General features: G+C 47.6%; 14 protein-coding genes. 6 read left to right on the top strand and 8 right to left on the bottom strand.

Annotation, left to right across the window (positions count from 1 at the left end; translation table 11 throughout):
- Positions 1-5: 5 nt before the first annotated feature.
- The gene (locus tag BUB59_RS02625; RefSeq protein WP_073225349.1) at positions 6-746 is read left to right on the top strand and encodes a YczE/YyaS/YitT family protein; all 741 of its coding nucleotides are present in this window, start codon (positions 6-8) and stop codon (positions 744-746) included.
- A 24-nt stretch (positions 747-770) separates the two neighbouring features.
- Here the strand turns inward: BUB59_RS02625 and BUB59_RS02620 are convergent, their stop codons facing one another.
- From BUB59_RS02620 to BUB59_RS02585, 8 genes are all read right to left on the bottom strand, one after another.
- Positions 771-3,164: an excinuclease ABC subunit UvrA gene (locus BUB59_RS02620; protein ID WP_073225346.1), complete on the bottom strand. Its 2,394-nt coding sequence runs from the start codon at positions 3,162-3,164 to the stop codon at positions 771-773.
- Positions 3,165-3,359: 195 nt separating this feature from the next.
- On the bottom strand, positions 3,360-3,956 hold the full coding sequence (locus tag BUB59_RS02615; protein ID WP_073225345.1) for a hypothetical protein: 597 nt from the start codon (positions 3,954-3,956) through the stop codon (positions 3,360-3,362).
- Positions 3,953-4,924, bottom strand: a complete 972-nt coding sequence (locus tag BUB59_RS02610; protein ID WP_073225343.1) for a YihY/virulence factor BrkB family protein — start codon at positions 4,922-4,924, stop codon at positions 3,953-3,955. The genes BUB59_RS02615 and BUB59_RS02610 overlap by 4 nt, the downstream gene beginning before the upstream one ends.
- Before the next feature lie 109 nt (positions 4,925-5,033).
- Complete coding sequence (locus tag BUB59_RS02605; protein ID WP_073225341.1) at positions 5,034-5,387, bottom strand: Hpt domain-containing protein; 354 nt, start codon at positions 5,385-5,387, stop codon at positions 5,034-5,036.
- Positions 5,388-5,398: 11 nt separating this feature from the next.
- Complete coding sequence (locus BUB59_RS02600; protein WP_073225338.1) at positions 5,399-7,060, bottom strand: two-component system response regulator; 1,662 nt, start codon at positions 7,058-7,060, stop codon at positions 5,399-5,401.
- A 101-nt stretch (positions 7,061-7,161) separates the two neighbouring features.
- Complete coding sequence (locus BUB59_RS02595; protein WP_083540136.1) at positions 7,162-9,261, bottom strand: ATP-binding protein; 2,100 nt, start codon at positions 9,259-9,261, stop codon at positions 7,162-7,164.
- Positions 9,262-9,282: 21 nt separating this feature from the next.
- Complete coding sequence (locus BUB59_RS02590; protein ID WP_073225334.1) at positions 9,283-12,069, bottom strand: response regulator; 2,787 nt, start codon at positions 12,067-12,069, stop codon at positions 9,283-9,285.
- Between the two features lie 10 nt (positions 12,070-12,079).
- The gene (locus tag BUB59_RS02585; protein WP_073225332.1) at positions 12,080-13,960 is read right to left on the bottom strand and encodes an ATP-binding protein; all 1,881 of its coding nucleotides are present in this window, start codon (positions 13,958-13,960) and stop codon (positions 12,080-12,082) included.
- A gap of 231 nt (positions 13,961-14,191) precedes the next feature.
- On the opposite strand from BUB59_RS02585, the gene BUB59_RS02580 reads away from it, so the two are divergent.
- The 5 genes from BUB59_RS02580 (at position 14,192) to BUB59_RS02560 (ending at position 23,720) form a co-directional block, all read left to right on the top strand.
- Complete coding sequence (locus BUB59_RS02580; protein ID WP_073225331.1) at positions 14,192-16,843, top strand: rhamnogalacturonan lyase family protein; 2,652 nt, start codon at positions 14,192-14,194, stop codon at positions 16,841-16,843.
- 28 nt (positions 16,844-16,871) lie between these two features.
- Complete coding sequence (locus BUB59_RS02575) at positions 16,872-18,749, top strand: GDSL-type esterase/lipase family protein (RefSeq protein WP_073225329.1); 1,878 nt, start codon at positions 16,872-16,874, stop codon at positions 18,747-18,749.
- A gap of 12 nt (positions 18,750-18,761) precedes the next feature.
- Positions 18,762-20,531, top strand: coding sequence for a GDSL-type esterase/lipase family protein (locus BUB59_RS02570; protein ID WP_073225327.1), 1,770 nt, complete (start codon positions 18,762-18,764; stop codon positions 20,529-20,531).
- A 104-nt stretch (positions 20,532-20,635) separates the two neighbouring features.
- Positions 20,636-21,565: a TIGR02147 family protein gene (locus BUB59_RS02565; protein ID WP_073225325.1), complete on the top strand. Its 930-nt coding sequence runs from the start codon at positions 20,636-20,638 to the stop codon at positions 21,563-21,565.
- Positions 21,558-23,720: a pectate lyase family protein gene (locus BUB59_RS02560; protein WP_073225324.1), complete on the top strand. Its 2,163-nt coding sequence runs from the start codon at positions 21,558-21,560 to the stop codon at positions 23,718-23,720. The genes BUB59_RS02565 and BUB59_RS02560 overlap by 8 nt, the downstream gene beginning before the upstream one ends.
- Positions 23,721-23,724 lie beyond the last annotated feature (4 nt).

Raw genomic sequence — 23,724 nt, 5'->3', positions numbered from 1 at the left:
TCAAATTGCGATTGACAAAGGATAAGGTTGTTTCATTTTTGTGGCAGCATTTCTTGCTGTTGATTTCTCTTTACGTTATGACCTTGGGTGTGGCGGTTTGCGTCCGTTCGCACTTGGGTTCCTGCGTTATTAGCGTTTTGCCTTATGTGTTTGATCAGGCTGGTAGGCAGGGGATGGTGCCGGCGTTGACCATTGGCCAGTACACTTGCATTATGAATTTTATCCTGGTGTTTGGCCAGATTCTTGTGTTGCGCCGCAAATTCCAACTGGTGCAGTTGTTTCAGCTGGTCATTGGATTTTTCTTCGGTTACCTCATTGACCTAAATATGTTCCTGACCACATGGCTTGTACCGGATGCTTTATGGATGCAAATCTTGACTCAGTTTGTGGGCTGCACCATTCTCGGTTTTGGCATTGCTTTTGAAGTGCGTTGCGGCTCTGTGACTATGCCTGGGGAAGGTTTCCCGGTGGCTATCAGCAAGGTGACTGGAATTGAATTTCCCAAGGTAAAAATCTGCGTAGATACGACCCTTGTGATTTTGGGTGTTGCCGCTTGCTTCGCTTTCTTTGGTGCTTGGCAGTGGCATATTGTTGGCGTGGGTACTTTATTCGCTATGTTCTATGTGGGCTTTGCGGTAAAGCAGGTGAGCAAACGAATCGGCTGGTTTAACAAGGTGCTCCACTATCGTCCCGGCTTTCGCCGCTATGTATTCGGCCTTGCCCGAATGATTTATAAGAAGAAATAGACGCGCAGGACTAACTGCGTGATTTTATCGGCTTAATTCCACCACGTAGTCGGCGGCGTTCACAAAGTCCTGAGCGTGTTCAATGGCCACCACGGTGTGACCTGCTTCTGTGAGTCCGCGGATCAGTTCCAGCAGGTGTTTGATATCCACCTGATGTAAGCCTCGGGCAGGTTCGTCAAATAAGAACAGCGTGTTGGGTGCCTTGGCTCTTGCAAGAGCGATGGAGAGACGCAAACGGGCGCGTTCGCCGCCGGAAAGGTGAGCGGTGGATTGGCCTAAACGCAGGTATTCCAAGCCTGTGTCTACCAGGGGCTTCAACTTGTCTGCGAAAGGTTTCATGTTCACGAACAGCTTGTAGGCGGCGCCGATTTCCATGTCCAGAATATCTGCGATGCTTAAACTTTTGAATCGTATTTCAAGAACCTCATCACGGAAGCGCTTGCCCAGACAGACTGGGCATTCGGTTTCCTCGTAGCCGGAGGGATCCAAGATGACGCCTTCGCCCTTGCAGTTTTCGCAGCGGCCGCCTGCGGCGTGGGTTGCGAATTTGCCCGCGGCGTACCCACGGACTTTGCTTTCGGGAAGCTTTGCAAACAGGTCTCGCAGGAGGTTGCCCATACCGATGGCACTAAGTACGGTACTGCGGCGGTTTCCGTGGAAGTCGCCTGTGGAGAGAATAGACAGAGCGTCAATTCCAAAGGGGGCGAATTCGCCAGCATTTGCGCGGACTGCCAGATTCCTGAACATGAGGGTGGACTTGCCGCTACCGCTTTGGCCCGTAATCACGCTGAATTTCTTTAGAGGGAAATCTGCGGAAACGGATTTCATGTCGAAAAGGGCGAAATCGCGAACGGGGATGGCTAGATCCTTCGACTTCGCTGCGCTCCGCTCGGGATGACGTTCTCCTTTGCGGGATCCTTCCAAATACTTAATCCAGTTTCCTGTGGGGGAGGCGGGGTTGCCTAAAACTTCTTTTGCGGGGCCCATGAACAGAACTTCGCCGCCTTTTTCGCCAGCGCCAGGACCCATTTCAATAATCCAGTCTGCCTTTGCAATAATGCCGGGATTGTGTTCAATTAAAACCAGCGTGTTGCCGCGGGACTGAACTTTCTTCAACACCTTCCAAAGGGCTTCCACATCAGTGTGGTGAAGGCCGCTGGCCGGTTCGTCCAAGGCGATGGTTAGACCGTTCAGATGTCCGGTAGACAAACTGGCCAAACGCAAACGCTGCATTTCGCCGCCAGACAAAGTGACGCCGGAACGACCTGCTGTCAGGTAGCCGATGTCCAGTTCGTTAATGGCTTCGATGCGGTCCAGCAGGCTGTTCAGCGTAGGAACCAAATTCTGCTTAATGCGTTCTTCGAAGAGCCCGCGGACTTTTTTCTCCAGCAGGGAGAAGGGCGTACTTAAAACTTCGGCCCAGGTAACGCCCCCGATGGTTGCGTTCAAGAAGGCCTTCTTCAATCGCAGGCCGCCGCACTCCGGGCATTCTTCGTTGACTTCTTCCGTCGCATCGTTGCCCGCACTTTCCTTAAATCCTGTTCCGCCACAGCAAGGGCAGGCGTTCTTGCGGTTGTAGGGCGTAAAGTCTGCGGCTTCCAGTGCCTTGATTTCTGCTGCACCGTGTTCCTTACAACAGGGAACCGTGCTAAACACGGTGCGCGAGCCGTTTTCGTCCAGAGTCAGTTCGCTGTGGGTCAGCTTCAAAACGCCATCTACAGCTTCTGCAATACGAGTGCGGGTGTTCTCGCGAACAATGACGCGGTCCACCACAATAAAGAATTCCTTAGGGCAAATTTCCCGCTCTGCGTCGGTTAAATCGGCGAGAGAGTAAGCGACTCCATCAGCCATGGCGCGGGTGTAACCTTGCGCCAAGAAAACCGCGGACAACTTGTCCAGCGACTGTCCGCGCTTACCCCTTGCGCTGCCGTCAGCGGCGCCCTCGCAGCCTGTGTCCATCCTGGCGAAAAACTGCAACTTCGTCCCTTCCGGCCTGCTTGCAATCTGCCTGATGATTTCTTCACGGCTGGTACTTTCCATAGGGCTGCCGCAAACAGGGCAGGCCGGTTTCGCAAACGCCGCAAACAGTGTCCGCAAGGCGCTATCGCATTCCGAAATACTTAAAGCATAAGCCTTCGCGGGCGATTCCCCGTGGCTAGGGCCGATGGCCAAACTAGCGCTCAAACCTTCGGCGCTGTCCAGCGGAATATTCCTGCGACCACCCAGCAGTTCGCATGCAAAAGGAGAAAGCGTCTCCAGATAGCGACGCTTACTTTCCCCGTGAAGGGTGTCCAAAACTAGAGTTGATTTTCCGCAGCCGGAGGGGCCGCAAACCACAGTAATCTTTCCCAACGGGAACTGCGCATCCACATTCTTCAAGTTGTGGAGCCTACATCCGCGAAGAGAAATCATATCCATAAAGCGACCCGATAAAACCTAAGATTCTTTTGAGGATAAACCCCGCATCCCTTTTGAGGAGAACTTCCTGGCTCAAACATTTGAGGAGGAAGCTTCGCTTCCCCTCAAATCAAAAAAGAACAAGCCGAACAGGCGTAGCCTGTGATAGCGCAGTTCTTTTTTTGGGGAGCTCGAGGGGTGTCCCCTCGAGGCATATTATTCTTTGATGGTGAAGCGGAGTTCGCCAAAGGGTGTGTTAAAGTCAGAATTTTCCAGGTTGTTTTCTTCAATACCAGCGAAGGCGCGATAGCCACCACCGATGGATACTTCCAGCATCTTGGTAATGCGGTAGTTGAAGTGCAGGGCTGCATCTGCCGTAAAGAAGTAATCTTCAGGAGAGAAAGCGCCTTCGCCACGATCCATGGCGTTGACCACGCCACCGGCAACCTTAACCGGGATAGAGATGGAGAACAGGTCCTTACGGAAGGGCGTTACTTCGATAACAGCACCATAGGCCTTGTAGTTCACCATCTGGGCGGGGCTCACGTGATGATTGAGCACGTTATCCACGAACAATGTGGCGAATAGACCTGTGGAAATCATGGAATTCCATTCAATTCCGATACGGAGGTTGGTAAAGATGGTGCCATCTCGGGCAATCAGAGCGTTACCGCCATCCACGCCCAGGAATGCAGACCAGGCCTTCTTTTCGGGTTCGTCGGGGGTGAAGGATGCGGAACGAAGTTCTGCATTGGATGCTGTAGCAAGGCACAAGGCCATTGCAGCTGCTTTTACCAGGTTGATCTTTCTCATAGATTGCTTGAACCTCCTCTCCAGTTCCAGATTCGTCTTCCTGCTTCCGGCCAGAAACAGATGGTCCATACCAAGCTGTTTCCGCAAAGGATAATGGTCCACACACCGAACACCAGGAGCAACAAAAGGGGGATGAATGCCAGAGAACCGTAGAAAATGGACATCCTGATGACCAGGGTAGTCTGAATGAGCACTAGAATCTTTACGTAAACAATAATGCAAACCCAGGCCAGGGCAGTGACACCGATGGACGAAACCATGAGCTTGCGATTTGTATAAGGTCTCGGCCCTTTCATTTTAGGTCTGGAGGGCAGGGCGAATAACATCAGGAAGATGAACAACAGGGCTGCTGCATGGAAGGTGATGGACCAGAAGGCGTTGATCATGGTCTTGGTAACTTCCGGAGTGAAGTGCAGTCCATCCACTACGATTTCGTTAAGAACACCCTGTACGTGATTTACAAATCCTGCATAAAGTCCGATGGTAATGGCCACCAGCAGGAAGAAAGGGGTGTAAATCTCGATCTGGCGAATGAGGGTTCTGGAAATCTTGTTTTCCCACACCACGTTGAAGTTGGATTCAAGACTTCCAAATGCCAGGATAAAGGTAACGAAAAGACCGACTGCACCAATAATTCCTAGACGTCCGATGGGAATGGTCTCCGCATTCTTGATCAATTCCACCAGTGGTTCTGTAGGCCAGTCCAGGGGAAGCATGTCGATGATGTGGGGAATGTAGTCGGACATAAAGCTGCCCATGCCAACCGCAATAGTGATAGAGGTGAGCATAATGAGCAGGGGAACCATTGCAAGGAAGGTCGTATAAGTCAGGGCGGCTGCACGGGTGAGACCGTGGTAATACAGAAAGGACTTGCCGGCGGTTACCGCAACTTTGATGGGCACGGGTGACTTTTCGGCCAGGGCGTCGAAGATCCTTTCCCAGGAGAAATTTTTAAACCATTCGGGCATAGGGCAAATTTAAAAATTAAGCGGGAATTGGTTTTCTCAAAAAACGTAAAAACAAAAAAAACAGCCCTTTTGGAGCTGTTTTTATGAAAAACGCAAAAAAACGATGTTTTTAGGCCGGTTGGTAATCCTTGAGGCCGCCAACAACTTTTTCGTGAGCAGCCTTTACTGCTTCTACCATTTCTGCGTTTGCCGGGGTAGTCTGAGGGCGGAGCTGTTCGGTCAGGTTGGAGGCTGCCTTACGCAGTTCCTCGAAACCCAGGTTGGCAGATACGCCTTTCAGGGAGTGTGCCGCACGGAAACTGTCAGGGATATTTCCTGCGGTGATTGCAGCCATGAGGGTCTCGAAAGAGGTGTCCTTCAGGTACATGAGGGCGAATTTTTCCACAAGGGAGTCCTTCATCAGGCGTCCCAGGACGTCTTCGTAATTTCCGCCAATCTTAACATAAAGTTCTTTGATATCCATAAAAATTCCTTCTAGTTCTCTACGATGTTTCCTTCGGCCCTGCACTTTGCGAGGAATTCCTTGAAATCCGCTTCGGGCAGAGGCTTACTAAAGTAATAACCCTGAATGTAGTCACATCCAGCATTTTTGAGGAAGTTGAGCTGGCTTTCGGTTTCCACGCCTTCGGCTACAACCTTCATTCCCAGATGGTGACACATATTGATGATTAGTTCCACGATATGGGGCACTTCAGGCTTTTCTTCCAGTTTGCGTACAATACTCATGTCAATTTTCAGGATGTTGAACTTGTAGTTCATGAGCATTGCAAGAGAAGAGTAGCCACTTCCGAAGTCATCCATCAGTAGCCATGCGCCAAGACTCTGCATTTCCTTAAGGACTCCGTCGCGATTTTCCTTGAGGGCTGCGAAGGAAGATTCCGTAATTTCATAACGGACCTGTCCCGGGGCTGCCTGGTTCGTTTCCAGACGGTCCAGGATAAAGCGAATCATGTCGGCGTCGTAGAAATCCATCCAGGAAAGATTGACAGAAACTGGCACTGTTGGGAGGCCTTGATTTTTCCAGTCATTCATGACGGAATGGACCTTCAAGTCTACAAACAGGTCCAACTTGGAAATGTAGCCGTCCTTTTCCAGAACAGGAATGAACAAGTCCGGACGTACGAAACCGCGCTCGGGATGGATCCAGCGGATCAAAGCTTCTGCTGAGGCAATCTTACCGGTGGATGCTTCCATCACAGGCTGGTAGTATACCTTAAACTCGTTCTTTTCCAGGCTGGTTTCAAAGTCTGTGGCAACGACAGCTGCGTTGACGTAGTTTTCGGACATCTTTTCGTCAAAGATTGCATAAGGCTTCAGATATTCATCTTCGATATAGCTCAGGGCTAGCTTTGCCCTGTCCATATAGCCTGCGATAGGAGCCTTGGAGTCAATATGGGCAACACCCATGCGGAAACGAATCTGCATGGGACGTCCGTTGAATTCAACTACGGCCCCGTTTTCTTCCATCATGGCGGCGATGTCGATTCTATTGGTTTCGGCTAGGCATACGAAGTGGTCTGCTTCTAGACGGGCTACGAATAGAGGGGCTAGATTGCTTTTCTGAATGCCCTGGCTAGTATATTTAAGTGCCAAGTCTCCGCCTGCTGTTCCAAAAATAGAGTTGATTGCCTTGAAGTTCTTCAGGTCGTAAAAGATGATGGAGTAGATGGAGGGATCCTCCACCTTCTGGATGAAGTTCTCGCAGACCTGGATAAATCCATTACGGGTATAGCAGCCGGTCAGTACATCCCGATAGCCATGGGAGTACAGGGAAATAACGTTCTGTACTCGATGGTTTACGATGCTGGGGTTAAAAGGCTTGGTAAAGAAGTCTACTGCCCCGAGGCCGTAGGACTTGTCAAGAGACTCTTCGGAGCTGTCTCCAGAGATAATAATGACAGGAATTTGCAGTTGTTTCTGCTTCTGCAGTTCTGTAAGGAAGGTAAATCCATCCATAACAGGCATTACCAGATCCAGCAGAATTAAACGGAAAATGTGATCGCCTTTTTCGATTAAGGCCAGTGCTTCTGCGCCGTTTTCCGCTTCCGTAACTTCGTATTCTTCCTGCAACATCAAGCGCAGCATACTGCGATTGATTTCAGAGTCATCTACAATAAGAATTTCACTCTTTAGCATTATAAAAGATCCGTTTACGTATTTTTACAATCTATGATGAGATTAAGATAAGTTATTGTGGGAGAAAATGGAGGAAAACATACAAAAAACTTCCATTTTTTTTAGGTTTTCCTTAAATTCAGTGCTTTTTCTATAGATTTTGCCAGCTTGTAGGCGTCAATAGGCTTTGCCACATGGTCGTTCATGCCGGATTCAAATGCTTTCTGTCGGTCTTCGTCAAAGGCGTTGGCAGTCATGGCGATGATGGGAATGTTTGCCTTTTCTGGCATATTCAGGGATCGGATGGCTCGAGTGGCGTCATAGCCATTCATATTGGGCATCTGAATGTCCATAAGAATCACGTCGAAATATCCGTTAGCATGTTTGCTTAAGGTCTGAATGCACTGGATACCGTCGGGAACTCGTTCTACAGAGAGGCTCATTTCTTCCAGGATGGCTGTGGCAATTTCCGCATTGAGGTCATTATCCTCGGCGAGAAGGATACGATGCCCATTGAAAATTTTATCGCTGACTGGTGCGCGGTTCAACATTTCCGTATGAATGGTGTTGCCGTGTGACTGGGTTTCTGCCTGTCTTGCTGCGGCCATCTGTTCTTCCGTGGGGAGGCGGAGGGGGAGGACAATGGTTATCTTCGTGCCCTTTCCAACCTCGCTTTCAATGTCGATGGTTCCGTTCATCAGGTTGAGAAGCCTTTTGACAATGGGCATGCCTAGACCAGTACCGGAAATCTTGCTGTCGGTGGAATTCCTTTCTCGGGAGAATTCGTCAAAGATATGGGGTAGATATTCCTTGCTGATCCCGATGCCGGAATCCTCGCAAATCGCGGTAAAGGTGGTGTAGCCGGGAGTCTTATTTTCTGATTCTATAAGGCTAAGCTTGACGTAACCGCCTACAGGGGTATACTTGATTGCGTTGCTGACAATGTTCAGGGTAAGTTCCCTTAACTTCATTTCATCGCCAATGACATACTCATGGATGAGATGATAATCGTTACGGAATTCCAACCCCTTGCTGTGAGCCAAGTCTGTAAAGACCGCGTCTGTAACGTCTTCAAATTTTTGGGTGTTGATTATGTTTTCGTCTAGAGTAACCTTGCCACTTTCGATTCGGGCCATTTCTAGAACATTGTTGATTAAGGATAGCAGGAATGTACTGGAGGAGTTAATCTTTTCTAGATAGTCTTTTAGTTTTTCCTTATCATCCAGATTCTTCTTCATCAAGTCCGCAAAACCAAGAATTGCATTCATGGGTGTTCTAATGTCGTGGCTCATGCTGAATAGGAACTGACTCTTTGCCTTGTTGGACATACGTTCCATTTGCAACTGACGTTTACGCCCCATAGCAATGGACTGTATATAGAATAGGGCTGCGAGAACGAAAAGAAGAGTGATGGAGGCTATCAGGGAATACTTCATGGATCCCCAGACCTTTAGTCCTTCGACGGGCTCAACGGAAATGTGCCAAATGTCGTTTAATACTTCGAAGGAAACGAAATTGTCCCTGGAAACTTTATCGTTTTCATTGCTGGTTAAGATAAAGCCATTTGCGTCAAGAATTGCTGTTGGATCTTCGTCTTTCCAGATGGCGAATTTGTAATGGTGAAATTTAGGGTTATTCTTGATTTGGGTAATCAAGGTTTCCTTATCAATGACAATGATGGAGAATGCCTCAAAGCGATCTCTCTTGAATATAGGAGTACGAACGATGAATCCTTCGCCTCCTTCCACCAGGTGATGAGGTCCTGCAATGGTGGGCTTTTGGTCCTGGATTGCTTTTAGTGCCTTAGGCCCCTGGATGGAGTCCTTTAACATTTCAAAGTTGGAGGTTGCGGAATCTACAGTACTGGGGTAGGAATACTTGATGATTCCATTGGGCGCGAAATACATACTGCCAATGGCAAGATTGTCCTTGGTCAGTTCTGCACAGATTTTATTGAAGTCGTTCAGGAATAGTTCGTCATAGACGTTATACAAGTCCCTGAGAAGTTCCGTAGTTTCGTACGCATTGTTGAGTTCTCTAGTAATACTGCCGGCAATTTCCTCGGCATGAGCCCTATATTCAGTTTTTAGCTGCTTTTCTGTACTTCTATAGGTTGAGAAAAGGAAAACAGCTTCCAACACGACACCTATGGCAAGGATGAACATCCCTGTTTTTAGCTGGTCAAGCTCGAACTTTTTATGTGATTTCTGCTTCGTACTCATGGCAATATACACAACAAAAGGTTATAGAGTTTTCTCCAAAGTATCCATCAGTTCTTGAATGTTGATAGGCTTGGATAAGTGTCCGTTCATTCCTGCGGCCAGGGCTGCCTGCTTGTCTTCTTCGAAGGCATTGGCGGTAAGAGCCAAAATAGGAATGCTGGATTTCTTCTTGTCCTCTAGATTTCGAATGGCTGCAGCGGCTTCGTAGCCGTTCATGTTGGGCATCTGGATGTCCATCAGGATGAGATCGTAGGTATTGTCGTCTGCATTTTTCAGCATGTCTAGACAGACGTTTCCGTCGGTGGCACGATCCACGATGAATCCGACTTCGGTTAGAATTGCGCTGGTAATCTCGGCATTCAAGTCGTTGTCTTCTGCAAGTAGGATCCGCTTGTCTCTGAAGGAGAGAGGAGGTTGTTTCTGGAATGCATGATGGACGATTTCTTCCTGTTTTGCAATCTTATGAGTGAGGATCACGACAAATGTGGTGCCAAGGCCTTTCTTGCTCCGAACGGTGATGGTTCCGTTCATGAGTTCCACAAGGCTCTTTACGATGGAAAGACCAAGGCCTGTTCCTTCGATGCGGTTTCCGGCGGAATTATTTTCTCGTGCGAACTCGTCAAAGACGTAAGGAAGGAATTCTTCCGAGATGCCAATGCCAGTGTCGGATATGGTGGTTTCGAATGTGGCATATCCCATCTTCTTGCAGGGAATTTCCCTAAGGACCATATCCACATGGCCGCCTTCCTGAGTGTACTTGTAGGCATTGGAGAGAATGTTCAGGAACACTTCGCGAACCTTGATGGTATCGCAATAAACCTGATGGTGTTCGACCTTGATTGTTCGGGTGAACTTGATGTTCTTATTTAACATCATCTCCTGGAATACTGAATAGAGAGTGTCGTTAAACTGCTCCACGCTCCAGACAGATTCTTCAATATTGACCGTACCTCTTTCGATTCGTGCCATTTCCAGAACGTTGTTGATAATGGAGAGGAGAACATTGCTGGAATCATTGATTTTCTTTAAGTAATTGCTGCGCTTAAGAGGGTCTTCCTGATATTTGTCCAAAAGCTCCGTGAATCCCATGATGGCATTCATGGGCGTACGGATGTCATGGCTCATATTGAAGAAAAAATTTGTTTTTGCTTTACTGGCAGATTCTGCGTCCTCGCGGGCCTTTTCCAGGTTCTTGTTTAAAGCATCCATTCGCCTTGCCAGCTTCTTTGCCCGTCTTGCGTCAAAGCCTAGAATGATTCCCACCAGAAGCATCAGGATGATGAGTGCAGGGCCGATGGTCATGAAGTTTTTCTTGATAAAATCCTTTGCGGTGTAGGTGTAGAATTCATCCATGTACTTGTAGGAAGCATTAATTCCAAAGTCACGGCCAATGAGCTTCAGTCCGCGATTAAGCTGTAGTAGGATTCCTGTTTCGCCCTTCCTGACACCCATAAAACGGGAACTGCTCTTTCCTAGCTGGAGTATGGTCAAATCCTTATAATCGCTATTTTTGCGGACCAGATCAATTCGGAGGCCATTGATGATGGTGGCTGTTGCTTCTCCTTCTTTTACCGCCTTCAAGCATTCTTCAATGGAGGACTTGTAAATGAGCTCTGCCTTAGGGTAAGTTTCATTGATGTAGTATTGCTGATTTTTGTTATTGCTGTTGACAGCGATTTTTCTCAATTTTTCTTCGCTGAAGGTTCCTTCGTAAACAAGGTTCATACCTACAGTGACTACAGGTGATGTTACGTTAATTCCGTCGCGGTCAATGTCCCATGTGCTTCCGCTAATGGGAAATACTACATCGTTGGTTCCATCATGAAGGGATTGCACCATGTCGTTGTAGTTGTCATAGGGCTTGTATCGAACGAACAGGGTTCCCTTGAGATTTAACCGCTCAACAATGGCGTCCATAACGTCTGTAATAAGACCGGTGGCCTGGTTATCCTTGCTTGTTCCGCAGAAGGGCGTGTAATTGTTCATGTAGCCCACGTTCAGTACGTGATGGTGGGCTAACCAGTTATTTTCCTCTGGGGAAAGCCTGTTGTTGTTGTTGGATACGCCTTGATTGGAATGTTGCAAATCGTGCAAGAAATAGGGGTTCATTTCCTGAATAATTTCCAGGGAGCGATTCAAGTCTTTTAAAAGATCCTTGCGTTGTTTTGTGACTGCAAGATAGAAGGGTTCTTCACCGATTTTAACCACAGCGGAGTAACCCGAAATGGATAGAATATTATTGTCGGTTGCGACGATTCCGTCAATTTTTCTTTTCTTGAATTCTTCGTCTCGTTTTGTAAATCCATCATAATAGACGATCTCGAATTGAACACCATTTTCCTTTGCCCACTCCAGTAAAAAAGTGGTCATTCGATTTTCCTTGACGCATCCAATTTTCTTTCCCTGAAGGGTGTTCAAGTCGAAAATATCCATCACATGGGTATCAGAGTGCTGGTAGAGATAGTAAAGGTCGTTTCCCATGGTATAGCTGGGAAAGGATATTGTTTTCTTTCGTTCTTCTGTGGAGGATACTCCGGCTAGAACGTCAATTTCCCCTTTGCGTAGTTTTTCAAATAAGTCTGGCCATTCACCGTAAACATACTTGTATTGCCAACCATTGTAATCGGCAACTTTCATTAGGTATTCGTAGGAGAATCCTCCCTTGGGGGATTCGTCATCCATACCTTCCTGGAAAGTGTTGCTCTGGAACCAACCCACCTTGACGGTCTTACCCGTGCTCTCTTGAGCGGGTGCAAATGCGACGATCGCTAGAAAAAATAACGCAAATACAAATACAATCTTTTTCATAGGCTAACCGTTATCCAAGAATCCTTGAGAGTTCCTGAGTCAGTTCAATTACGTTAATGGGCTTTGCCAAGTGCCCATTCATGCCAGCCTTTAGAGATTCCAGTCTGTCTTCCTTGAAGGCATTCGCTGTCATAGCAAGAATTGGAATGTCGGCTTTCTTTCCTGTCATGGTGGTTCTGATGGCTCTTGTGGCTTCGTACCCATTCAGGTTGGGCATCTGGATATCCATGAGGATCAAGTCGTAATAGCCTTCTTCGGACTGGCTCATCTTGTGGATGCACTGGATGCCATCTTCGGCTCGGTCCACCTGGATGCCCATGCCCTTTAGAATTTCATAGGCAATCTCTGCGTTTAGATCGTTGTCTTCTACTAGCAGAACTTTCTTGCCTTCGAAGCGGGGGATGACGTTGGATGTTTCGACTGGGGCTGCCTGTTCATCGCTTTGTGCGAGAGGAATTGCGGGATGGGTGATGGTAAAGGTCGTGCCTTCCCCGACTTCGCTGTCTACGGATATAGTTGCGCCCAGCTGTTCCACATAATTCTTGACGATGGACATGCCGAGACCTGCTCCTGCGATCTTGTTACCAGAAGAATTTTTCTCTCTGGAGAACTCGTCAAACAGATGTGATCGGAATTCCTTGGAAATACCAACGCCTGTGTCGGAGATAATCACCTGGTACATTCCGCAATCGGGTTTTTCGGAGTGGAATTCTCGAACTGTGACGACGATCGTGCCTCCAGGTAAGGTGTACCTATAGGCGTTGGAAATAAGGTTCAGCAAAATGCTTCGGACTTTGACTTCGTCGATAATGATGTTTGTATGTTGGATGTCCACATTGACGTTGAATTCTAGTCCTTTCTGTTTCATCTGTTCGCCAAAAATGGATTCCAGAGATTGCTTGATGGCGTAGATGTTGCAAATGCGAGTGTCATTCACGATGGCCCCGCTTTCGATGCTTGCCATTTCCAGAACATTGTTGATGAGGGAGAGCAAGTACTGGCTGGACTTGTCAATTTTGGAAATGTAGTCCAGGCATTTTTCCGGATGACTCATATTTTTGCTTATAAGGCTTGTGTAGCCGATAATGGCATTCATGGGAGTGCGAATGTCGTGGCTCATGTTAAAGAGGAATCTTGTCTTGGCCTGATTCGCGTCTTTCAGTTTGGCGTTGATTTCGTCTATATCTTTTAGACGTTTCGCTTCCTTGATCTCTTCGATGTATAATTCCACGTAGGACAGGTACACTGCAAGACAAATTCCCGCTTGTGTAAAACCGTAGTCAATTCCCGCTAAAGCCTGGAAGGCCACTGCAATAGCGCAAGGAAATGTAAATGTGAATATGAACCATAAATTTTTTCTTGTTTTTTCCCGGTTGTCCTTTACCGCTTGCTTAAAGATGAGCCCCATTCCTGCAAGTATGTAAATGTAGGGGATGTACTGGATCCAAGGTAGGGTTCCGTTCAGGTAATAGTATTGGCCATCGGTGAACTCTGTTATAAACAGGGCGTTAGTCCAGTAGGAGGAAGCTGCTGCGATGAAGACGATAATTGTCGGAATCGCAAAAAGGATGTTCCATTTTCGGGTGAAAACTTTTTTTTCGTTTTGGATGGTGACGAAATATTTGAACCACTGGTATGCGACCAAGGCGATAAGAGTAAATTCTGTCGTATAGAAAATGGAGGCGGCAATCTTATTTAATTGGAAAATCCCGCATAGAAGTAATAAGTCGGGAATTGTTTCTGCTTCCAGAATGAGTGCCGCAAGTACAAAGTTTGCGTATATCCCTTGGGAGGGGGAATCCTTTCGATTGGGCCATACGCGGTAAAGGACCCTTATAAGAAGGACTAGAAGAAATACGGCAAATACTGACGATACGAGTTCGGGTATCATAAAAATCCAGAATGATTGAAAACCGCTTCGATTTAGGCTCTTTTTATTAAAATGTAAACTTTTTGTCACGTATCGGTAAAATAAATGTGAGAAAAATAGGCTTATAGCGGTGCTGTGGATTATCTATCAAAAATATTTTACCCTTACAATGTGAAATGTAGACTTTTTTAGTATATATTTGTCTACAGTTTAGACTTTTAATTGTCAACAGTTATAACGTGTGGGATGTGTATGCGTAAAATTTCTAAGGCATTACTGATTGGGTCTGCTCTTTTGAGCATGAATGGCTTGGCTTTTGCTGCTCCGAAGCAGATGGAAAATCTGACTCGAGGTCTAGTTGCCTCTAACGTAGGGAAGGGAATGCTGGTGAGCTGGCGTTTGCTGGGTACCGACGACCCGGCTACGGAATTCAACCTTTACCGCGATGGCGATAAAATTGCCTCTATCAAGGGAACCGAGGGTACCAACTATTTGGATAAGGATGGCAAGGCCTCTTCCAAATATCAGGTTTCCGCTGTAATTGGTGGCAAGGAAGGCGCAAAGGCCGGACTTTCCGTTGTATTGGACAAGACTGTTGCAAATACCGGAAATTCCTTCCCGTACAAGACTATCAAGCTTGAAGTTCCTGCGAAGCAGACCATGCCGGACGGCTCTACCTGCACTTATACGCCTAACGATATGAGCGCCGCCGATCTCGATGGGGATGGCGAACTGGAACTGATCCTGAAGTGGGATCCGTCCAACGCTCACGACAACTCCCAGTCAGGTTATACGGGTACCGTATTTATTGACGCCTACAAGCTGGATGGCACCCGTATGTGGCGCATTGACTTGGGCAAGAATATCCGTGCCGGTGCTCACTATACCCAGTTCCAGGTTTATGACTACGATGGTGACGGCAAGGCCGAAATGATCGTGAAGACCGCCGACGGTACTATTGATGGTACGGGCAAGGCTATTGGTGACAAGTCCAAGGATTACCGCAATTCTGGTGGAACAGTTCTTGACGGTCCCGAATACCTGACCGTTTTCCGTGGTGCTGATGGTGCTGCGATTACTTCCATTGACTTTGTTCCCAGCCGTAATATCAATCAGCATGTAAAGGGTGTTGATAAGAAGGGCTATTGGGGCGATAACTATGGTAACCGCTGCGAACGCTATATTGCTGCAACTGCCTACTTGGATGGTATCCATCCAAGTGCAATCTTTATTCGTGGCTACTATTCCTCCTCTTACGTTGTTGCCTATGATTTTGATGGCAAGACTCTGAAGCAGCGTTGGTACCATAAGTCCGAAGATCCGGGTGCAGGTCTTTATGCTCAGGGCAACCATAACATTGTAACTGGTGATATTGATGGCGATGGCTATGATGAAATCGTGTTTGGCGGTGCTGCGTTAAACCATGACGGTACTCTTCGTTATTCTACTCAGTTGGGCCATGGGGATGCAGGTCATTTGTCTGACTTGGATCCGGATCTTCCGGGCCTGGAATTTTTCGATGTGCATGAGCATACCGATGCCAAGTATACCGATGAAGTTCGTGGCCCCGATGGAAAAATTATTTGGGGTACGCCGCAGCCCAATCCTGGTGTAGACAATGGCCGTGGTATGGCTGCTGACATTGATTCTACGCATCGTGGTTTTGAAGTTTGGTCCAGCAAGAGTGGCGGCATGCACGATATCAAGGGCAAGTCCATGGGCTCTCCGGCGGTTTCCACCAACTTCCGTATATACTTTGACGGGGACCTTCAGGATGAACTTTTGGATGGCGCCTATGTGACCAAGTTCAATTCTTCTGCGGGTAAGTCTGAGGTTTATTTCGATGGTCCTACCGCACTTGGCGCAACCGGTTGTAACGGCACCAAGAATACTCCGAGCCTTGTTGCAGATCTCTTCGGCGACTGGCGCGAAGAACTGGTGGTTCGTAATGCAAACGATCCGACCGTACTTTACATTGTGTCTACTCCGGTAACTTCTCCCTATCGCGTCTATACCTTGATGCATGATGCTGTTTACCGTACTGCAATCGCATGGCAGAACACTGCTTACAACCAGCCGCCGCACCTCGGTTACTACCTGCCGGATGCTGTGAAGAAATTGGCCGCTCCCGAAATCCAGATTGTGGGGGATCCTATTGTTTCCGTTCCGGATCCTACTGAAGATTATCCCGTCATTAAGGATGGTAAGTCTTCTATGGAAATCTGCAAGCCTGTTGAAGGTAAAGGCTTTGCCTGCGAAACGAACAATGCTGGCTATGAACAGGATGGTTTCTACAATTTTGACAATAGCATGGGTAGCTACGGTGTGTGGGAAATCTTCTCTCCCCAGGATGTGAAGACTACTCTGACGATTCGCTTCGCCAACGGCGGAACTGCAAACCGCAACATGACTCTGTACATAAATGACAAGTCTGCAGGTACGGTGGAATTCGCTGCTACCGGCTGGACCACTTACAAGGATGTGACTGTAAATGTTGCTCTTAAGGCCGGTAAGAATACTCTAAAATTGGTTTCTGCATCTTCTGATGGTGGCCCCAATGTGGATACCTTTACTTTTGGTATGGACGGCATTGAACTCTATAATAACCAGAAACTTCCTGAACTGGGTAAGGATACCATTCCTGATGGAATTTCCATTGCAGGCGTTCCCGGAGTAAATGCATATAATCCGAATACAGGCGTGCTCCGCTCCAATCGTTCCGGCAGCGCACAGGTTGTTGTGTACGATATGCGCGGCCATGTGGTGGGAAGCGTATACACCCATGTGAACGAGGGCTTGAACATGGTGGTCATCGATCGCGAAATGCTGCCTCAGGGTAAGTACTTTGTGAAGGTTGATGTTGATGGAGTGATGGTTTCTAAGGGAACTTTTCTTAATAAGTAATTGGGATTTTTAAAAAGAGTTTGGGTATATGAGAAAAGGATTTTTTAGCAAAATTTGGCAGGGCGTTGTAGTCGCTTCCATGGTTTTCGCTACCGCAGCAAATGCTGTTGTTACAATTTACCTGGTAGGCGATTCCACCATGCAGGACTGGGCTTCTGGTTATTATCCAAAGCAGGGGATGGGTCAGGATTTTGGCTACTTCTTTGATTCTGGTTTAGCCAGGGTTTTCAATGCTGGTCGTGGTGGTACAACGTCAGTAAGTTACTATGACGGCTTCTGGTCTGTTCGCGGTACGGACCGTAACGGAAAGTATGTCTTTGACAAGGCTATTAGAGACATGGTGCAGACTGGCGACTATGTGATGATCATGATCGGCGCCAACGATAATGGTTATAAGACTGGTGAAGAAAATTTCAAGACCAAGGTGACTGCCATGGTCAAGGAAACTCAGCAGAAGGGTGCTTATCCCATTTTGATTTCTCCCATCCGTCGCTCTAATTTTACCAGCGTAGACTCTGTTTACGAAGGTTATCATGCCTATCCGATTTATATGCGCGAATTGGCTGGTTCTTTGAAGGTTCCGTTTATTGATTTAGATACTCTGTCTAGAAATTACTTGCTGAGCCTTGGTCAGTACTATTCAAATCACTACTTGAATATGTTCATTGACGAAGGTGAATATTCGACGAGTGGTGTGCAGACGGATAATCAGCATTTGCAGCAGATGGGTGCTAACGCCTTTGGACGAATTGTGACTGAACAGCTTCGATTCCATAGCGATGCCAAGGTAAAGGAACTGTCCAAAGCTTTGAAGCCCATGTATCAGGTGGATGTGAAGGTTAGCCCGGAAGGTGCTGCAACTGCAGCAACTGCTAGCGGTTACTATCCGGAAGGCATGATGGTAACCTTGAAGACTACGCCCAAGGCTGGCTACACTTTTGTGGGCTGGTATGATGGTAACGCTAACAAGGTTTCTGGAAATGCAAGGTCCGAAGTAAAATCCCCTTACATTTATACCTTCAAGATGGGGAATAAGTCTACCCAGTATACTGCAGTCTATGCAGGTGGTAGCGCCCAGAAATATACGGGAAATGGCGGCGCTGTAACACAGTTCAGCGTTGATGTTCCTAGGAAATTGAATGGCTTGCCTTTCCAGCCCGAAGGCTATACAAGTCAGCCTGCCGAAGATGAAAAGGTGCTTGGCCCTATTGAGTTTAATAGCTTGTTCCAGGCAGAAGATTCCGTAACGATGAATGAAGGCTTTATTGAGGCAAATCATTTGGGCTTTACGGGAACAGGCTTTGTTAATCTTGCTAATAACAACCAGTCTTTTGCTAGCTACGATCTAGATTTCCCCGAAGCGGCAACAACAACTCTTGCTATTGTCTATGCTAATGGTGGTAAGACAGATCGATTGATCAACGTGTATTTGGACCATGATTATTATGTGTCCTGTCCTCCTAATGGCTGGGATACTTGGGATACCGTTTATACTGAGATTATGACTCCAAAGGGTGAAGGAACTCTTCAGATTATTTCCATGACTTCTGATGGAGCCCCCAATATCGATATGTTCGGTTTTGAGATGAAGGGTGTTGTGTATAAGGGCGCTACCCGTCCGGATACCAACAAGGTCGTTCCTGCAGACACTACAGTTAAGGACACTACTGCTAAGGATACAAGCGGAACAGATGCTTTGACCAAGAATATCAACCTTTCTGGAATGGAAAATGCTGATGTCAGCATCTTCAATATGCAGGGCCAGTTGATTGCTCGTCGTCAGATGATGATTGGCAGTGGCCTTTCCAATCAGGAATTGAATCAGATGGTTAAGTCCAATGGTCTCTACCATGTAGTTATCCGTAAGGGTCTCCAGATGATTCGCCAGACCATGGTGAGAAAGTAGGGGGGGGGATCCGTGAAAACTTTCTTGAAGTATTTTGTTGCTGCCGCACTCTTTACAAGTGTTGCGGTAAGTGACACTACAAGCTTTACCATCCATGTGATTGGCGACTCCACTGTTTGCGATTACAAGGATAATGCATACCCCCAAACAGGTTGGGGTCAGGTCTTAGCTCCCTTCTTTGACCAGTCTCGAGTGAAGGTGATTAACTATGCTATTGGTGGTCGCAGTTCCAAGTCCTTTATTAACGATGGTCGTTTGGATGCTGTCTTGAAGGCGACTCAGCCGGGTGATTATATCTTCGTACAGATGGGAACAAACGACCGCGACTATTCCAAGGCTGATCGTTACGTACCCATTGACTCCAGTGCTTACTGGTTCCAGAAATATGTGGATGGCGCCAAGAGCAAGGGTGCGCACATTGTGCTGATGAGCCCGTTGATGTTGAACACATATCCTCGAAACGTATTCGACAACGAGCTTACGGATGCTGCTCACAAGAATAAGGAATATCCTGTGAAGGATAAGATCAAGGATGTTGCCGCAAAGAATGGCGTTCCCTTTATTGATCTTACCACCAAGACTTATAATCTGTACACTCAGTTGAGCTCCGCCTATATTTCCCGCTACGTCTACAAGATGTTCCTGGCGGGGGAATATCCCAACTATCCTAATGGTGTGACCAATGACGGTACCACTCATTTCCAGGAATCGGGCTCTGTTGTTCATGCCCAGCTGATTACTGCTGGCCTTCAGGAAAACTTGAATAGCTCTACGGTAAATGCTTCTGAAAAGGCGGCGTTAACTACGTTGGTGGGCGCTATTGCTCCTACTTATAAGTTGACGGTAAAGGCTAATATTTCTGGAAGCGGCTTGATTACTCATAACCAGAATTTGCCTGGTGGAGCAGCCTTGAATTTGCACGTTTCTCCGGGAAGTTTCGGAAAGAAATTCCAGTACTGGGCTGACGATGATTGCAAGAAGGTGACTGCGGACTCCAACTACTACAAGGTGAAAATGCCTTACCGCGATATCACCTATACAGCAATCTTCGAAGGCGGCGCAAATTGCGTTACAACCAATCATGGTGACGAAAATACGCCGGTGCCTGGATCCAGTGCAAGCCAAGGTGCAGTATCTTCTTCTAGCAGTAGCGAACTGGTGATGTTTGATATTCTGGATGGCACGAAGGATTGGCCTAGTCTCAGCGATTTGTCTTACCCCAACGAGGTGGACGTTGGCTGGACGGAAGCGAATCACGTAGGCTTTACGGGAAAGGGCTTCTATAACTTTGATAACAAGGTCGGTTCTTATGCTACTTACAAGATGACCTCTTATCAGTCTGCTTCCAATGCTAGAATGTTTATCCGCTATTGTAACGGCAAGACTACCACAAGCAAGATGACTGTTCAGGTGGATGCCAAAACTTACGATGTGGAGTTTCCGCCTAGCGCTTCCTGGGATAGCTGGGATACGGTCTATGTGGATGACGTTTGGCTGGATGCTTGCGATTTTGACTTGAAGTTTACCGCACTCACCTCTGATGGTGGCCCCAATATTGACGTGGTTGGCTTTGACATCAAGGACGTTTATCGCATTGGCGCGGAACCTAAGGAACCTGTGGTGAATAGCTCCAGTTCCGTTGAAGGCCCGGATGGGATTGGCCGCAAACCCGTCGTTCGCGACGTGCAGATGAATGGACGCACTAAGCAGGTGAACTTGCTGGGACGTACTGTAAATCAGAAAGCGTCTCGCGGAGTATACTTCGAAAGAAACGTGAAGTAAAGTTCCGTGAAGCAAATCACAAATAGGAAAGTCCACTGAAGTGTGGACTTTTTTATTTGGACAACTGTAGACTCTCACGGCTGAAATAAGCTATATTTTCATTAATGATTAATCTTTTTGAATATTTGAACTATCGCGAATTTTTAAAGGACGCATACGAAGAACGCCATGCCAGTGACTGGCGTTTTAGCCATCGCTACATTGCGGAAAAGGCTGAGTTCGATGCCTCCATGTTCAATAAGATTCTTCAGGGCAAACGCAATTTGACTGCCCGTCTGGTTTCGGTCTTTGCAGACATTTTCTGCCGTGACGATCGCGAAAAACAGTACTTCGCTGACATGGTTGCTTTCAATCAGGCGAAGAACCATTCCGAAAGCCGTCAGTATCTGGAAAAACTGGTGGCTACCAAGGAATGTAAGGTCGAAGAAGTTGCCCGCGACCAATTTGAATATTTCGATCACTGGTATCATGCGGTTGTTCGTGAACTGGTGACTTTTTACCCCTACGTAGGCGATGACGCAGCGCTTGGCTTGATGGTGCGACCTGCAATTACGGCTAGCCAGGTGAAATCCTCCATCGCACTTCTTGAACGACTTTCCATGATCCGCAAGAATCCAGAGACTGGATTTTATGAACAGACCCAGGGGCTGATTTCTAGCGGTAGCGAATCTTACAGTACGGCAGTAAATGCATACATCCAGCAGAATCTGGATGTGGCCACTTCCGCAATGGATCGCTTTTCTAGAGAAGAACGTAACTTATCTACTCTGGCTTTTGCATGTGACGAAGGTACCTACAATGAACTTGTGGAAATGGTCCGTAGGTTCCGTAGGGAGGTTCTTGCAAAAGTAGATCAATGTCAAAAACCGAACCGTGTTTTCCAGCTGGGTATGCAACTGTTTCCCTTAAGCGATCCTTATCCACCTCCTGTAAGGCGTGGACGCAAGCGCAAGATTCGTGGGGAAGAAATGCGCAGTGGGGAAGGTTCTGCCGAAGTAATACAGGATGATGTTCAGGAGGAATCCAATGACTAGTTTGCGTTTCTTTCTGTATCGTGCGTTGCCCGTTTCTGTAGCCGCACTTCTGGGCCTTACGTCCTGCGCCGACAAGAAGGATGTTGCCGGTGGTACCGAGGCGGAATCTACCATTGCCCTGCAGGTTCATTTGGCTGATGGAACCCCCGCTTCTCTGGCTCGAGTCCGTATGCTTGCCGACAGCTATCTGTCTGATGGCGAAAAGGACGTAGAGTGGACTTTGGCTGACGATGACGGCCGTGTAGAATTTAAGGATGTGGCTGCAGGTTCCTATGTGGTGGAAGCTCGTCGCACTCGAGATGAAGAGGCTGTAGGTGCCATCGCCTATGTGACGAAGGACTCCGCTGGTGCTGTGGATCAATCCATGGAGCTAACGGAATTGACGACCATTGAAGGCTATGTCTCTGCGGGTCAGGGACCTTCTGTAGTCCGTATTGCTGGCGTGGATCGCTATGTGGTTCCCGATAGCGCCGGTCATTTCGTTATTGACTCGCTCCCCGCAGGTGATTTTGGCCTGCGTATCGAAAGTCTTTCCAACCGCGGTGTGATTGAAGTTTCCGCATCTGCAGGTTCTACGGTTCCCGCAGTCAGCCTGGGTGAACCTCGTGGATTCGCTGTAGAAGACTTCGAAAGCTTTAGCGGAATTTCTGCAACGGGTGAAATTCTTGGCGATGGCTGGTGGTATGCTCTGGATAAGGATGGAAAGAATATTCTGCCACTCTGGGATAAGACTCTTGCCAGTGCCTATGCGGGTAAGAAGGGCTGCGCCTCTGGTGGTTGCGCCCGCACTACGGATCGTCTAGGATTCTTGCTGGGCCTTTATGACTCCGCTTACGCCCTGCCTTCTCTGGACACCTTGATGTTCTCTGCCCGCGGTACAGGCAAGCTTCATGTAGCTCTGGCCTATGGAAAGGTGGATGATGAATCCGAAAGCGGCTTGGCCATTGACGTTGAATTGAGCAAGGTCTGGAAGGGCTACGCCATTGCCCTTGCGGATATGAAAACCTTCGGTAAGGCTGACAAGAAAAATTTCAGGGTTACCCGCATTGATTTCCAGGTGAGCGACGGTGATACCCTGTTCCTGGATGATGTATTCCTGGGCGGAATCACTGAAAAGACCCTGAAGGATGTGGCAACCGGTAATTCTGAGTACACCACTTATCCCGAAGACTGGTCCGAACATGAGGCGTTGCTGGCTCAGGCTGATGGTTATGCTGCAAATGTCACAGGTGGTAAGGGCGGTGTGATTTGCCGTGTGACCACTATGGATGATTTCATCATTGTGGATGATTCTACGAATGTGGATTCCTTAGGAAACGTGGCAACCAAGGCCGTAATCGCTGAAGGATCTCTCCGTGACTGTGCTTCCCGGGATACTGCCGCATGGATTCTTTTTGAAAAGAGTGGCGTTTACCATCTGAGTAGCCCGCTCCGTATCAAGTCCAATAAGACTTTTGATGGCCGTGGTCGTGATGTTCGCCTTACTGGTACCGGCATCATGACGGATGTAACGGAAAATGTGATTTTTGAAAATATCACGTTCTCTGCACCGTCCATATATGAGAAGGATTCTTCTAGCCGTCGTGCAGTTTCCCTTCATAACATTACCAATACCATCTGGATTGACCATTGTACCTTTGACGAATATCCCATTTACCAGCTGGATATGAAGCGCGGTTCCTATGACGTGACCGTCTCCTGGTCTCGATTTGAAAATGCGGAAACGGGAATTCTCTTTGGCATTGAACCGGACTTGTTCAAGGAAACTTTCCAGACTATGACCATGCATCACAACTATTTTAGCAATATGACCGTTTCTGGTGTATTTGCTCGTGGTGGTATGCTTCATGCCTATAACAACTACTTTAATGATGTAGGCCATTATGGCGTGGAATGTACGGATTCAGCCCGCTGTTTCATTGAAAAGAATATCTTCAATAAGGATGAGGTTGTTTCCCTCTATCGCCTGTGGGAAGATGATTCTCCTGTGGATACTACCGTTGGCTTCGTGAAAATGACGGGCAACTGGTATACGGCGGGAGGCAAGGACCTGATAGGCGAAGCTAACGGATACAAGCCCTCTTATGAATACGTGGCGGAAGAACCGGATGCAGGTTTGGCTGGTCGTATCAAGAAAAATGCGGGCCCACGATAATTTT

The sequence above is a fragment of the Fibrobacter sp. UWEL genome (assembly GCF_900142535.1).
Taxonomy (GTDB): domain Bacteria; phylum Fibrobacterota; class Fibrobacteria; order Fibrobacterales; family Fibrobacteraceae; genus Fibrobacter.
This window is presented reverse-complemented; position numbering and strand designations above follow the sequence as displayed.

Bases quoted from the DNA above. Each gene is read 5' to 3' on its own strand.
- BUB59_RS02620 (WP_073225346.1), bottom strand. From the start codon at position 3,164: ATGGATATGATTTCTCTTCGCGGATGTAGGCTCCACAACTTGAAGAAT.
- BUB59_RS02615 (WP_073225345.1), bottom strand. From the start codon at position 3,956: ATGAGAAAGATCAACCTGGTAAAAGCAGCTGCAATGGCCTTGTGCCTT.
- BUB59_RS02610 (WP_073225343.1), bottom strand. From the start codon at position 4,924: ATGCCCGAATGGTTTAAAAATTTCTCCTGGGAAAGGATCTTCGACGCC.
- BUB59_RS02605 (WP_073225341.1), bottom strand. From the start codon at position 5,387: ATGGATATCAAAGAACTTTATGTTAAGATTGGCGGAAATTACGAAGAC.
- BUB59_RS02600 (WP_073225338.1), bottom strand. From the start codon at position 7,060: ATGCTAAAGAGTGAAATTCTTATTGTAGATGACTCTGAAATCAATCGC.
- BUB59_RS02595 (WP_083540136.1), bottom strand. From the start codon at position 9,261: ATGAGTACGAAGCAGAAATCACATAAAAAGTTCGAGCTTGACCAGCTA.
- BUB59_RS02590 (WP_073225334.1), bottom strand. From the start codon at position 12,069: ATGAAAAAGATTGTATTTGTATTTGCGTTATTTTTTCTAGCGATCGTC.
- BUB59_RS02585 (WP_073225332.1), bottom strand. From the start codon at position 13,960: ATGATACCCGAACTCGTATCGTCAGTATTTGCCGTATTTCTTCTAGTC.
- BUB59_RS02580 (WP_073225331.1), top strand. From the start codon at position 14,192: ATGCGTAAAATTTCTAAGGCATTACTGATTGGGTCTGCTCTTTTGAGC.
- BUB59_RS02575 (WP_073225329.1), top strand. From the start codon at position 16,872: ATGAGAAAAGGATTTTTTAGCAAAATTTGGCAGGGCGTTGTAGTCGCT.
- BUB59_RS02565 (WP_073225325.1), top strand. From the start codon at position 20,636: ATGATTAATCTTTTTGAATATTTGAACTATCGCGAATTTTTAAAGGAC.
- BUB59_RS02560 (WP_073225324.1), top strand. From the start codon at position 21,558: ATGACTAGTTTGCGTTTCTTTCTGTATCGTGCGTTGCCCGTTTCTGTA.